Below are 13,575 nucleotides of genomic sequence, written 5' to 3' on the forward strand. Positions count from 1 at the left end.
TAGTAAATGAATATTGAGCTGAAAAAAGTGAAGTGGGCCGAAGGCAATGCACCGGGTAGTCCACAGACACTGAGCCTGAGCTATCGCAAGCAGGATGCGCCGGATAATGCTGATAGCTATACACTGGTTACAGACAGCCTGTTTGTACTGACGAATGGTACGGTGGTGAACCCGGTAACTATAAAAGGCCTGGATAATAATACGCCATATGTATTCAGATTAACAAACGCGAATGTGTTTGGAGGGAAGCTGGATGTGGTGTATAACACGCCAAATGAATTGGTGTTTGCCCCTGCCGGTAATGAATACATGCCTAATTCCAGGATAGATGGTGTCAAAACAGAAGGAAGTTTCTACACAGGTATGGTACCTCCGGATGGTATAGCATTTTATTCGGTAGAAAACGATTTCAGGGATCTGCTGGGTAGCCATAGCAATCTCCAGGTGGCAGGTAATGCTATACTTAAAAAAGCTCTGGGATATACAGGTATGTATATCGATTGCCAGACGGATAAAATGTTTGTACCTGATCTGAACATACCTGCCATCGTCACTAACAACGCCTCCTATAATTATGGGCTTGGTGTTTATTTTTATGTAGCATCAGCAGATCTGGGCACAAGCGGCACATGGCCCTTACTGTCCTCAATGGATGCAAGTGGCAATGGCCTGTTGGTGTATGTAGACAATACCAGCAAAAAAGTAGTGTTCCAGCATAAATACAATTCTTCAACAGTAACTGTTACAGCGATAGGAACCGTTGTTCCTGATAGCTGGAACAATGTGCTGGTAGGACATTATGCCAATCCAAACTCAAACCCCAATAATCCAACGTCCCTGTACTATAATTATCTGAATGGTAATACTATAACCAATACCGTTACAAACGCCGCGATTTTTTTCCCGACTCTCAGTGCGGCATCCCCATTAACAGTCGGTGCTGCCAGTGTAGGGACAGGTTACAATGGAAAGGGGATTTTCAGAAATCTGTATGTAGCAGGCTTAGTGAGCCCATTCACAGATGGTACTTTTTATAACCTAAGTGCTCCCGTAGGTTATTTGCAGAGTACCGGCAATACGGCAAGTATTTTAGCCATACCACACGAAAATCTAATCGCAGTAAATGAAAATAAGATAAGCTTTACACTGCCACAAACACTGCCTGCAGGTGGGTATAATTTTTATGTAATGAATAATTATGAAACAACTGCACCTGTTAAGATCTATGTAAACGCTGTGACCAAAGCCGGCAGTGCCTATGATATTGATTTTACCCAGCCCACTGAGACCTATGATCCCGTGGATGCATTTCAGTCGGAATATAATGCCTTAGGTGAAAACAGGGATGGCGGTGCAGATGGTGGGGTAGTGCCTCAAAATGTTTATTTCAAAGATGGCCTGCTCACCCTGGAAGCCCACGGGGATTGGTATAACGGCCTTGTGCAGGGGCTTGATACGAATGGTACAACGAAGAAACATGAGGTGCCCGGTGATCCCTTGCTGGGCGAATCCTGGAAAACACGTGTAGGCGCTGCTGTGACATCAAAGAAATATTATGGTTATGGCCGTTTTATAGTAGAAGCAAAATTACCCAAACTGACTGGTGTATCTCCTTTCTTCAGGCTCTATCATCATGCCACTGCCAGGTTCCAGGATCCTTATTACCAAACAGCTCTTAGCAATGGTTTACATGGCCAGGGATCTACCCTGGACCCAGAGGGCTTCTATGTAAGAGAGAAGAACGAATTTGGCATGGAGCTCCCTGCCAATAACGCCGTGTATATTTTTAATACAATGAGTGAGCTCCTCCAGGCTACTTATTTGTATCCTTACGCCGGTCTGAAAGTGATCATTCAAAATGACACGGACGTGGTCAACGGTACCTGGCAGCTGAATACACCTGCATCGCCGAAACTGGCTACCAGCTGGACAAAGTTCAGTAATGATGTCCAGTATCTGAAACAACCCCGGAGGGACCAGCTGAAGATCATCAATTCAAAAGGTGAACTGGGTGAAGGTGTGGGCTTTACGCTAAATCCAGTCAGCGTACCTAACATGGAAGAGTTCCTTGAAATGCGTGCATCCATTGGCAAAGATGTATGGGACGATGCATACCATGAATTCAGAATGGATTGGTATGCAAACAGGGTGGAATACTACATCGATGGTGTATTGATTCAGACCAATAATTCTTTCGTACCTGATATCGCCGGCAGGTTCTCATTCGGTTTATCTTTCCCATCCGCACCACTGGCAAATTCGCCTTGGTTAACGGATCCGGAAAAATTATCTGCGGGTCCTGCTGCCTGGCATCACCAGACCATGACAGTAAAAAGAGTGGCATTCACCCCATTCACAGACACTGTAGCGGGTGGTACGAACCGTTTAATAGGAGAGACCGAACCTTTTGAAGGCTTGTATCGATTCCCTTACGTACCTATGTAGTAAAACAAGGCTGCTGTCCGGTGCAGCAGCCTTGTTTATCTTTAATGCTTCACAATCTTCTTATTGATCATTTTCCCGTTATGGACAAGTTTCAATAAGTACACACCTGCAGGTATCTTCGCTCCGTTAAAAGTACGTACATACTGCCCTGCACTCAAGATCTCATTTGCAAGTACCTGCACGGCATGTCCATCCATTGCATACACGACCAGTGAAGTCTGCCCTGCATCCTGCAGTGTAAACTGTACCGTCATATCCTGAGAAAATGGATTTGGATAGGCATTGACGACAGATAATTGTTCTGAGGTGACAGCCGCTTTTTTCGCAACAGCCAGCGTCTTGCTACTGCCGGCTTTTTTAATCTTCACCTCGGTAATACTATTCCATGCGTTCACACTATTTCCATGACCCAGAATACGAACATATTTCGCATTTACCGGTGTGATACTAAAACTCTCCAATGCCAGCGAAGTACCGCTACTCTTGAGACCAGTAGCCGCATTTGCCCAGGTGCTACCATCAGTACTGGTCAGGAGATCAAAAGTAGCTACCCTTGTATTCCCCTGGTAGAATGCAATATCCGCACCTGTCACAGTGGTAGCAGCATCCAGGCAAAACTGTAAATATTGCCCGTCGCCTGATGCAGACCATCTTGTATTCAGACTCCCATCCAGCACATTCGCTGCTACATTCCCATCATCCGCACTTGCACTTACAGGTACACAGGTAACTGCAGTAGCCTCAGGTTTCCACCAGTTGCCGGAAATAAACAGCTGGCAAAGTAAACTGTAGGAGTCACTGAAGTACCCCGATTTCTTAGTCGTCAAAAACGTCCAGCCGCTATTCAAAAAAGACTGATTGCTGCTATTCACTACTGACGCAGCTACAAATGGCGCTACAAAAACAGCCTCAGGGTCGGAACCGGTGGTAGTGCCATTTAATTTATATCCATCCTTGATAGCGGAAGGGCTTCCACCCGTCTTGGTAATAATCCATGCAGCCATTTTATTCGCCAGCGTATATGCATTGGCAGATCCATACATCGCATAGTCCATCACTACCCGCAATGGTACGCGGCATGCATTGTAATTGTACTCATTTGTCTGCGGTCCTTCATCGATATAATTCTGCGGAGCAGGTTCCGGTGGATTCTTTACCACAAAGTCAGAGATCAGTCCTGTATTAGGAGAATAAGTAGCTGTAAAAGAATTGTACACGCTATACAGGTTATTGATCAGGTTCAGCCAGGTAGCGTCTCCCGTCTCCTGGTAAAAGGCCCGCAGGTGACTCAACATCCAGTCAGACGGCCTGGTATTAAGTGCACTCTTGCCATCCCAGTCGCCCAGGTTCAGCCGGTTCGTACTGGTTACATTGGCTACTTTTAACCCGTTTGTGATCATTTTCTTTGCTTCGTTGAGGTAGTTGATCGTTCCATTGCTACCCCACTGGTAATGGGCCAGAATGAGCGAATACGCGATATCAATATCTCCATCTGTAGCAGAGTCAAAATGGCCCTGTGCCCCTGTGGCATCAGCGACTACCCAACCCATGAGATTGGAATTGATAGAACTGTGAAATGCCCTGGCTGTTTTAAATAAACCATCAAAGATGGTTTTTGCATTGGGGTCATGACCTGCCATCAGTACGGTGATCACCATACCATAACCCTGGCCTTCAGAGGAACCCAGGGGCGTGTAGCCGTCTGCATCTCCACTGATCTCTCCCTTGATATAATAGCCGCCGGGAAGCGTGGATAATGTTTTTACATACTTTGATTTCCAATAGTCGTAATAACTTGCGACACTTGCATTCATCGAAGCCTGCGTCACATTACTGGGTTTAATACAATTGGCATAGCTGACTGCCTGTGGAAAAGGTTTGTTTTGCGCTTGTACATAACTATTGACAATACAGCATGCGCTGATCGCCAAAATAGCAGATCGTAGGATCATGTGGTTAATTTTAAGGGTGACTGAAGTTGATATAGGTTTACCGGAATTTTTAAAGGTTTTCAAATAATTATGGCAGTTCTCTTCAGTATAGTCATTCTAAAAATAGGGAATTTGCAAACGAATGCAAAATAAACATACCTTAACCTGATTTAACTGGTTAATTACCATTTTCTCCCGACCTTTGCAACTCAGGAAATCTAAACCAGTATGAAACACATTGCCCTGGCGATGCTGATTTTGTTATCAATGCAGTTCGCTTTTGCACAGGATACGACCCAGCAGATTGTACAAGGACGAGCCAACAGTAAAGAGCAGGAAGCCAAGCCTTATGTCGTCATGATCTCTATCGATGGTTTCAGGTACGATTATGCAGAGAAGTACCAGGCAAAGAATTTATTAGCACTCTCCGGCGAAGGCGTGAAAGCCACAGCTATGCAGCCTTCCTATCCAAGCCTTACATTCCCGAATCACTATACGCTGGTCACAGGATTATATCCCTCTCATCATGGGTTGGTGGATAATTCATTTTATGACAGGAATCGCAAACAGTCCTACGAAATGAAAAACAGGGATGCCGTGCAGGATGGTACCTGGTATGGCGGAACCCCGCTGTGGGTGCTGGCAGAGAAGCAACATATGGTAAGCGCCAGTTATTTCTGGGTAGGTTCGGAAAGTCCTATTCAAAATATACGCCCTACTTATTCTTATCGCTACCAGGAGAAAACCGGCATCGACAGTCGTATTCAATCTGTCGTAAACTGGCTGAAACTACCGGAAGCACAGCGGCCTCACCTGATCACTTTCTATTTCCCTGAAGTGGATCACGCCGGGCACAACTATGGCCCTGAATCGGCACAGGTAAAAGAACAGGTGCAATTTGTAGATGAAAGCATCGGAAAAATGGTGAAGGCTGTAAGTGCACTGAAGCTGCCGGTTAATTATATCATAGTTTCTGACCATGGTATGGCTGCTGTAGATACAGTAAACCTGATCCAGCTGAAAGATATGGGATTGAAAATATCCTGGGGAGGGGAGAAGGTGATGCTCTATAGCGATGATACTGCAAAAGTAAATGCAGCATATGCCTACTACAAATCTCATGAAGAACACTTCAGGGTATACAGGAAAAACGAAATGCAGGCAAGATGGCATTATGGTACTGAAGATAAATATAACCGTATCGGTGATATCGTTTTAGTCCCTGACCCCTATTATATTTTCGCACAACCCACCATAAAAAAACAGCATGCCGGTCATCATGGATTTGATAATAACCTGACTGACATGAATGCCGTGTTCATGGCCTGGGGCCCTGCCTTCAAAGCACACCAGCGGATTGGTACATTTGCCAATATACACGTGTATCCGCTGGTAGCTGAGATCTTAGGTTTAAAAATCGAAGCGCCTGTAGATGGACAACTTGAAATATTACAACCAATATTAAAGAGCAAGTAAAACTCTCCTGACCATTTCATCCATTGCTTTGTACTCTATCCACCTCATTACCACTACCAGATCATGCTCCGGGTCTACATAAATCAGGTTACTTCCATTCCCCACATGTACAAAAGCACTTGCCGGCGCACTGGGCAACATTTTCTGATCCGTATTCAGGAACCAGTTCATATATCCGTATCCTGTATTCGCAGTCGTTGGTGTCAGTGCCTGTTTCACCCATTGTTCGGAGAGTAACTGCTGCCCGTTCCAGTTGCCCCTGTGTAAGGTCAGCAAACCAAACCTCGCCATGTCATAAGCATTGATAAACATACCGCCACCCCAGTGACCACCACCACTTACAGACTGAACAGCTGTTCCATCCAGCACAATCCACGAGTTTTTGTATCCATACCATCGCCAGGTATTTGATGCCCCAATCGGATCCATGATTTGTACCTTCAGGACCTGTGGCAATGGCTGCCGCCACACATTCGTCGCTGCCAGTGCCAGCGCATTCACTCGTACATCATTATATTTCCACACCGTGCCGGGGGTATGCCTGGCCCTGGTTTTCCATTCACTATAATTCCCTTCCGGTCTATCTGCCCAATCAGGTTTTTCCCAGAGGGTGCCTTCCCAGTCACTCGTCTGGCGGAGCATAACATCCCACGTCAGGGAACGGTTATGTGGGCTGGCAAATGGATAGATCAATTCCCCGCTGCCATACACCTCGACAGGAGGGACGTAATCTGCCACCGTATCGTTCACACTATGGATGAGCCCTTTATCTACCGCTACGCCAATCACCGCATTCAGAAAGCTCTTGGTCACGCTATGCGTCATATCTACCCTGGATGGTTCGCCCCAGGTACCCACGATATAACCTTTGTAAACAATGATACCGGTTGCTGCGCCGCGTTCTGCAAAGGGGCCGATGCCTGCACTAAATGGTTCTTTCCCAAAAGAAATAGCCTGTGCCAGCGCCATATCTCTTGGTGCCTTTGATTCATTTTGAATCGCAAAAACAATGGCCGAATCGAGTTTTACCGGGTCAAGGCCCAGGGTTTTAGGTGCCTTTTGCTGCCATTCGCTCCGGGGCGGAAAATACCCCTGCCTGGATTGGGCGATGCTGTGCCAGGATAAGCTTATGAGCAGGATAAGAAGGATAGGTGATTTCATATGCGCAAGATAAGAAAGATTGAATGTATGGTGCCAAATTTGCTATACGTATATAGGTTTTCGCTATCTTCAAAGTGCAATGGAAAAAATAACTCTGGATGTATCGGGGATTGAGGTAACCAGCATCGAACTGGATACTGCCATCTCATTTCAGCCGTTTATCAACCACCTTCGTGAAAGGATCAACAACGAACAAACGGTAAAGAAAGCCCTGTATGAGCAGGTGCTGGCAACCTATGAGCAATACCACCTCTCACAGGAAGAGATCCCCCTGGCGGAGATCGATAAATACGAGCCTTTTCTGGAACAGGTGTACGCCTGCCTTTCGCCCGCCATGACGGATGAAAAGGTGCTGGCATGGGCCATGAATATGCCTTTCCAGCCTGTCATCTTTTATGGTACGACCCTGTTTTATGAACTGATGCGCAACCGCCGGAATGACCATGATATCTACGTCACGACTAAAACCCAGGAGGATTATGATCGCGACCGGCTTAAGTTATTATACTCATTCCTATTGCAGAAGCTGTATAACTTCCAGGCCCCCACGCAATTGCCCGATGTACATGCCGGTGTCAATATCTCTACCGGCCTACTGCAATATTATGCCATGCGGATCAATATGGATTACCTGGAAGTGACAGCCAAAGGTCCCTTGCCCGAACTGGATTTCAGTGAACTCTATATGCGTATGAGCGAAGGGGAAGGCTATGATATCCTGCTGGAAATGCTGCCCCTTTCCCTCTTTAAAATAAGAGGAATCTGTATCCTGAACCTCACAGATATTACTGCCGAAAAGGCAATTGAAAATATTGAGAAAGTACGCCTGAACCGCACGCCTGCCAATGACGATGAGAACTATAAATACGTCATCAAATCCCTGAAGACGCTGGTGAAAAATAACCAGATTGAGTTTGATCTCTTTCCCTTTGTAAGAGTCAACAATGAACCTGTATATGGCTATGTCAAAGGTGGTACCGGCATCCTCTTCGAAGTATGGGGCGAGGGGCGCGTATCTCCCGAAGTATTCCGCAGGCAGGCTAAAGGATATTTCTCCAATCCATCTTTCTTTTTCTCCCCGGATATTTTTTCGGAAAAGCAACAACGACATGATTACCTGGATCACTTTCGCAAATTGGGGGTACGCTCTCTCGCACTGATACCGGTCTTTCACAATCATACACCGGTAGGTGTCGTGGCCATTCACACCTGGAAAGACGCGAGCTTTGATGAGAAGATAGTTGTATTGTTACAACCTGCTATGGCAGCCATTGGGCGCTTGTTGCAGATTTATATAGATGAGTTCAACTACGAGATAGAATGCATCATCAAAGAAAAGTTCACTTCTATCCAGCCAGCAGTGCAATGGAAATTCAATGAAGTGGCCTGGCAATACCTGCATGATAGAAAACGTCATTTACCTGAGAAGGAATTCAGTATCCATTTTGACAATGTTTATCCATTATATGGAGCCGTAGATATCCGTAACTCTACCATAGAGCGGAACAAGGCGATTGTAGCCGACCTGGATGCTCACCTGTCATTGCTGAGGGGTACTTTGACCACCTTACAGGAGAGCTATCCGTCTTCACTGCTGGAAGAAATGATTTATAAATGCTGCAAATGGCAGGAGATCCTGGCATCGGACCAGTTGTATGCCAATGATGAAGATAAACTAAATACTTTTTTGAGAAAGGAAACGACCCCTTTCCTCAATCACCTTGCCGGGCAGCACCCGGACACTAAACGCCTCGTAGATGAATACCTGAAAGTACTGGATGCTTTCAGCAACAGCACTACCGGCGAAAAGTATGCACTGGAAGTATCCATGCAGATGATCAATGAAGCGGTCAATGAATATTTTGAACATGAGAAAAACCAGTTACAGAGTCTGTACCCCTGCTATTTTGAAAAGTTCAGGACAGATGGGGTAGAGTACGATGCATACATTGGTCAGTCGATAGCGCCACATCATCCCTTCAATCATTTTCACTTAAAGAACCTGCGTCTCTGGCAATTGTCAAGTATGGCAGCCATCGCCCGCATTACCCGTTCCCTGCTGCCGGAAATGCCAAAGGTATTACGCACCACCCAGCTCATTTTCGTTCATAATCATACTATCGATATCAGTTTCAGGGCAGACGAAAGACGCTTTGATGTGGAAGGGGCTTACAACATCCGTTACCAGATGATCAAGAAACGGATTGATAAAGTGCACATCAGGAATACAGAAGAACGCCTGACACAGCCTGATAAAATTGTGCTGATCTATTTCGATGACAAGGATGTGGAAGACTACCTGCCTTTCATTGAATACCTGCAGGAAAAACATACCCTCTGTAATGATCTTGAATACCTGGTGCTGGAAGACCTTCAGGGGCTGAGCGGTCTCAAGGCATTGCGTGTAGGCGTGATGTATGAGGGCTCACTGAACGATTAACTTCTTCGTTTCTTTAATACCCTTTGAAGTCAGCCGTACGATATACATGCCCTTTTCCAGGTCGGCAATGCCTACATTTAGCCGGGTCGTTCCTTCCTGTAATCCACCCAGGAAAGATTTCACCAAAGCACCCCTGCTGTTGTAAAACTCAATCAATACTTCGGCTGCCGTTGGCAGGGCGTATTTGATATTGACATTGCCGGAAGCGGGATTCGGGAATACATTCAGGTTGGCAGTTTCCGATTTCTCTTCCTGTGGCGACATGGAGACGGCGCTCCAGGTAAAGGTGCTGCCGGCATTAATTGCAGTGCCACTGCAGTTCAGGCTCAGGAGCCTGCTTTCCATGAACACAAATTCTCCTTTTAGATTTTGCAGCGCCACAGTATTAGTACCAAGGCCAACCCATTTAAAGCGGGCATTATGATCTATGACTGTACTGGTACAGCGCATTGGACTGGTTGCGGTCACATAGCGGCCATTGCTACCCTGCAGGGCAATAGTGCTGTCGCCGGCATCTACAACTACAAATTGTTCGGAGGCGCTGATGGTAGTATGATCGCATTTCATAGGACCATACTTGTCAGCGGCAGACATGAGCCAGACATCATTGACCAGGTAAATAGTGCTGCCAACAGGTGCAGGGGGAATGGTATCCTGTGCATGTACAGACAAGATCGCCATCAGCATCGATATGCAGTATAAACAATAAAGTTTCATGGATAGGTTTGTAATATCAGGTCAATAAGAGATATGGAATAAAACAGTACAGCGGCCGGATCAAAAGTAAAGGGGATAAGCTGAGAATGATGTAAACAAAATTACGCTCAGGATATTCCCATAAATTTACTTTTCAGCCACCGCTGTATTATAACGTAGTAAATAATTTTTTATTATAAAACTAATTGTGCATGCAAGCGCTGCAATGTTCCGGGGAGATCTCCACAGCGTCCCGGATGAATTTTAGATGATTGAATGACAGTGCTTCGCGTAGCTGTGAGCCACCTGAACCGGGAGGGCAGGTCCAGTTTTGCAATAGGGCCTCCTTCAGGTACCCCTGCCGCAATTTTTTCAAAGGCAGCCAGGTAGGCCTTCAGTTCCTCCATATCAAATTCCGGTGCCAGGCATCGGATCTTTTCCTCATTAACAGTATACAGGGTTTGCAGGTAACGCTGTTGTTTACAATACAGGATCACACCTATATTGAGGAACTCCTCGCGTACTACACTGGGAACTACGCGAATGACAGCATACTCATATAAGTGCTTCTCTTGCATGTTGTGCTTCTTTTACAAATATTTCGGACGCAGCTAAGCGTGTGGTTAAGAATTGATAATACACCTGTTTCACCTGCTCCGGCGATTCGCCGGAAGGCCATTCCTGCAACCATTCGTCAGGGATCAGGTTGACAATAGCCCTGATCTTTTCAGGTGTGAGCAGGATACGCAGCTGGGCATCAGCTTCGGCAATCATACTGGCCTGTGGCAAAAGTACATGGTCTTTGACCTGGACAAAAGGTTTCCTGGCTGACTCCTCCCAGTTACTCCAGTTGTGGTGAAAGTACAGGGATGCGCCATGGTCTATGAGCCAAAGCTCCCGGTGCCACATGAGCATATTTGTGTTGCGGGGGGTACGGTCTACATTGGTGAGCAGACAGTCCATCCATACAATACGGGAAGCCAGGGCTGGTTCTATTTTAGTAACCACCGGATCGTAGGTGACGGAACCGGAAAGGTAATGGACACCCAGGTTCAGGCCAACGCTGGCCTTCAGCAGGTCCTGTATTTCCTCATCAGGTTCGGTACGGCCAAAGGCACTATCCAGGGTGGCAAATACGATTTCCGGCATTTTAAGCCCTATTACGCGGGCAATTTCTCCTCCTATCAATTCGGCGATCAGGGCTTTAATACCTTGTCCGGCTCCCCGGAATTTCAGTACGTATAAAAAGCCATCATCAGCCTCGGCGATGGCGGGGAGAGAGCCGCCTTCCCGAAGCGGCGTTACATATCTTGTTACGCTAACGGTTCTAAGCTCAGGTTGTTGATTCATATCCGCAAGTTAATGAATTCAGCGCTCGATGAGGTGTATCGACAGGTATTGGGTACAATACCGGCCTGATGGAAGTCCGGGGAAAAGATAGACCTAAAGGCCCGTTCCTTGTACCTTTCAATAGGGATATTCCGCAGATAACCCGCAGGTAATCCGCCTATAAGCCGCCTATGACCCGCATTCTAAAAGAGGCGGGTTATTGGCGGAATACCCCCGGCTTATGAGCAGGATATCTATATGATTTCATTATTACAACAATCATTTTAGATGTATCTTGCACAATAATTTCTTTCATATTTCATTTGACGGATCAATTCACAACATGGGTACGGGAAGCGGCAGACGGTAATCAGCTGGCATATGGTTATTTATATACCCATCATTACCCCCGTCTGCAGGTAGCCATTACCTTCATCACCCAGGATAGGGAGGAAAGTGACGAAATCCTGCAGGAGACCTTTCTCCGGATCTGGAAAACAAAAGAGAAACTATTACTGGTTCGTTCATTCGAAGACTACGCCTTCCGGGTAGCCAAAAACCTTCTTTTCGATCATTTAAGACGGAAAAAAGTGCACCTGAAAGCCATAGATGCCATCGTGCACCAGCAGGATGCTGCCACCACCGGGGGCGACCACCAGTTAGTCTACAAAGAATACCACGACATTGCTACCCGGGCTATCGATACCCTCGATCCCCAGAAAAAGGAAATCTTCCTGCTCCGCACCCAGGAGGGCCTTAGTTTTGAAGAAATAGCAGCACAATGTGGCATAGCTGTCGTGACCGTCAAAAAACATTTTTACACGGCCTTTCATACCCTCAAAAAGCTCCTGAATGAGCATGGTGGCGTTTTTACCTTCCTACTGATCCTCTGGTCCAGGGGGCGCTAAAAAAAAAATCAAAAAAAGGCGTATACGAATCTTTCACGAGTTCGTCTCTAGTATATGAGCGACGAGCAGATCATCCATTTGATTCATAAATACAGGAACGGTACACTGACCGAAACGGAAGAGCTGGCTTTTTTTAGCTGGTATGCTGAGGTAGGGTCAGCATCGTTCCATCGTATCCTGCAACAGGCAGGGGAGGTGGATTATGTACCCGCGTCGCCGGCATTCCTCTCATCACTGGAGGAGCGTTTACAACATAAAAAAGCGGTAGTCAGGAAAATGCCAATCCTGCGCCGTGCCGCTGCCGCTGCGGCCATCATTCTGCTGGGCACCACTGCCTGGTATGTTTTTAAACCACAACGCAGATCCATACCACCCATCGTAGCTGCAAAAGTGAATGATGTTCAGCCCGGCAAAAACGGGGCCGTGCTCACCCTTGCCAATGGTCAGGTCATAGCCCTCGACAGCACCGGCAATGGGGTGATTGCCAACCAGAATGGTACCACGGTAACCTTACAAAACGGTAGTCTGCGTTACAATGCAGAAAAAGCTGCCGCCACGAGCTATAATATGATCCGTACGCCCAATGCCAGGCAGTTCAAACTGGTATTGCCGGATGGCACCACTGTATGGCTCAATGCAGGGAGTTCCCTCAAGTATCCTACTGCTTTTAATGGCAGGGAAAGAATCGTTACGATTTCCGGTGAAGCCTTCTTCGATGTAGCAAAAGATGCCGAACATCCTTTTGTGGTAGAAGTAGCAGACCAGCTAAAAGTACAGGTACTGGGCACACAGTTTAATCTCAATGCCTATACCGACGAAAAGCAAATCAACGCCACGCTGATACAGGGTAGCATCAGGGTGAACAAAGGTGCCTCCGCGGTTGTATTGCAACCGGGCCAACAGGCACAGGTCAACGATGGCATAACAGTGAACAGTCATATAAATACAGCCCAGGTTACAGCCTGGAAAGATGGGGTCTTCAACTTTGATGATTTGGGAGTAGAGGCGGTCATGCGCCAGCTGGCCAGATGGTATGATATCGAGGTCGTTTATGAACAGGGAATTCCAGGCACCAGGTTCTACGGCGAAATTGGTCGTAATCTAAGCCTGGCACAGGTACTGGAAGGATTAAAATTGTCAGGAGTGCATTTTAAAATTGAGGGTAAACGTCTGATCGTGTTACCGTGAA

General features: G+C 46.5%; 10 protein-coding genes. 5 read left to right on the forward strand and 5 right to left on the reverse strand.

All coding sequences use genetic code 11. The features are described 5' to 3' along the window. The first annotated feature begins 6 nt into the window (after window positions 1–6). Window positions 7–2,445: a LamG domain-containing protein gene (locus tag DXN04_RS26180; RefSeq protein WP_116856357.1), complete on the forward strand. Its 2,439-nt coding sequence runs from the start codon at window positions 7–9 to the stop codon at window positions 2,443–2,445. Between the two features lie 41 nt (window positions 2,446–2,486). On the opposite strand, the gene DXN04_RS26185 is transcribed toward DXN04_RS26180, so the two are convergent. Further along, complete coding sequence (locus tag DXN04_RS26185) at window positions 2,487–4,397, reverse strand: glycosyl hydrolase family 8 (protein ID WP_116856358.1); 1,911 nt, start codon at window positions 4,395–4,397, stop codon at window positions 2,487–2,489. 207 nt (window positions 4,398–4,604) lie between these two features. On the opposite strand from DXN04_RS26185, the gene DXN04_RS26190 reads away from it, so the two are divergent. Next, window positions 4,605–5,852 (forward strand): alkaline phosphatase family protein, encoded by a 1,248-nt coding sequence (locus DXN04_RS26190; RefSeq protein ID WP_116856359.1) that lies wholly within the window; start codon window positions 4,605–4,607, stop codon window positions 5,850–5,852. On the opposite strand, the gene DXN04_RS26195 is transcribed toward DXN04_RS26190, so the two are convergent. Continuing rightward, a complete protein-coding gene (locus DXN04_RS26195) occupies window positions 5,838–7,013 on the reverse strand; it encodes a serine hydrolase domain-containing protein (RefSeq protein ID WP_116856360.1) in 1,176 nt (391 codons plus the stop codon). The two genes, DXN04_RS26190 and DXN04_RS26195, sit on opposite strands and share 15 nt — an antisense overlap. A gap of 79 nt (window positions 7,014–7,092) precedes the next feature. On the opposite strand from DXN04_RS26195, the gene DXN04_RS26200 reads away from it, so the two are divergent. Further along, the gene (locus tag DXN04_RS26200; protein ID WP_116856361.1) at window positions 7,093–9,453 is read left to right on the forward strand and encodes a GAF domain-containing protein; all 2,361 of its coding nucleotides are present in this window, start codon (window positions 7,093–7,095) and stop codon (window positions 9,451–9,453) included. Here the strand turns inward: DXN04_RS26200 and DXN04_RS26205 are convergent. From DXN04_RS26205 to DXN04_RS26215, 3 genes are all read right to left on the reverse strand, one after another. Further along, complete coding sequence (locus tag DXN04_RS26205; RefSeq protein WP_116856362.1) at window positions 9,439–10,170, reverse strand: T9SS type A sorting domain-containing protein; 732 nt, start codon at window positions 10,168–10,170, stop codon at window positions 9,439–9,441. The genes DXN04_RS26200 and DXN04_RS26205 overlap by 15 nt on opposite strands. A gap of 173 nt (window positions 10,171–10,343) precedes the next feature. After that, entirely contained in the window at window positions 10,344–10,727 is a 384-nt protein-coding gene (locus DXN04_RS26210) for a DUF3037 domain-containing protein (protein WP_116856363.1), read from the reverse strand. Beyond that, a complete protein-coding gene (locus tag DXN04_RS26215) occupies window positions 10,705–11,499 on the reverse strand; it encodes a HipA family kinase (RefSeq protein ID WP_116856364.1) in 795 nt (264 codons plus the stop codon). The genes DXN04_RS26210 and DXN04_RS26215 overlap by 23 nt, the downstream gene beginning before the upstream one ends. A 302-nt stretch (window positions 11,500–11,801) precedes the next feature. Between DXN04_RS26215 and DXN04_RS26220 the strand changes: the two genes are divergently transcribed. Both DXN04_RS26220 and DXN04_RS26225 read left to right on the forward strand, forming a co-directional pair. Beyond that, a complete protein-coding gene (locus DXN04_RS26220; RefSeq protein WP_158569154.1) occupies window positions 11,802–12,386 on the forward strand; it encodes an RNA polymerase sigma factor in 585 nt (194 codons plus the stop codon). A gap of 54 nt (window positions 12,387–12,440) precedes the next feature. Further along, window positions 12,441–13,574 (forward strand): FecR family protein, encoded by a 1,134-nt coding sequence (locus tag DXN04_RS26225; protein WP_116856366.1) that lies wholly within the window; start codon window positions 12,441–12,443, stop codon window positions 13,572–13,574. The last annotated feature ends 1 nt before the right edge of the window (window position 13,575 follow it).

This window comes from Chitinophaga silvisoli (assembly GCF_003412465.1).
Lineage (GTDB): Bacteria > Bacteroidota > Bacteroidia > Chitinophagales > Chitinophagaceae > Chitinophaga > Chitinophaga silvisoli.

Bases quoted from the DNA above. Each gene is read 5' to 3' on its own strand.
- DXN04_RS26180 (WP_116856357.1), top strand. From the start codon at position 7: ATGAATATTGAGCTGAAAAAAGTGAAGTGGGCCGAAGGCAATGCACCG.
- DXN04_RS26185 (WP_116856358.1), bottom strand. From the start codon at position 4,397: ATGATCCTACGATCTGCTATTTTGGCGATCAGCGCATGCTGTATTGTC.
- DXN04_RS26190 (WP_116856359.1), top strand. From the start codon at position 4,605: ATGAAACACATTGCCCTGGCGATGCTGATTTTGTTATCAATGCAGTTC.
- DXN04_RS26195 (WP_116856360.1), bottom strand. From the start codon at position 7,013: ATGAAATCACCTATCCTTCTTATCCTGCTCATAAGCTTATCCTGGCAC.
- DXN04_RS26200 (WP_116856361.1), top strand. From the start codon at position 7,093: ATGGAAAAAATAACTCTGGATGTATCGGGGATTGAGGTAACCAGCATC.
- DXN04_RS26205 (WP_116856362.1), bottom strand. From the start codon at position 10,170: ATGAAACTTTATTGTTTATACTGCATATCGATGCTGATGGCGATCTTG.
- DXN04_RS26210 (WP_116856363.1), bottom strand. From the start codon at position 10,727: ATGCAAGAGAAGCACTTATATGAGTATGCTGTCATTCGCGTAGTTCCC.
- DXN04_RS26215 (WP_116856364.1), bottom strand. From the start codon at position 11,499: ATGAATCAACAACCTGAGCTTAGAACCGTTAGCGTAACAAGATATGTA.
- DXN04_RS26225 (WP_116856366.1), top strand. From the start codon at position 12,441: ATGAGCGACGAGCAGATCATCCATTTGATTCATAAATACAGGAACGGT.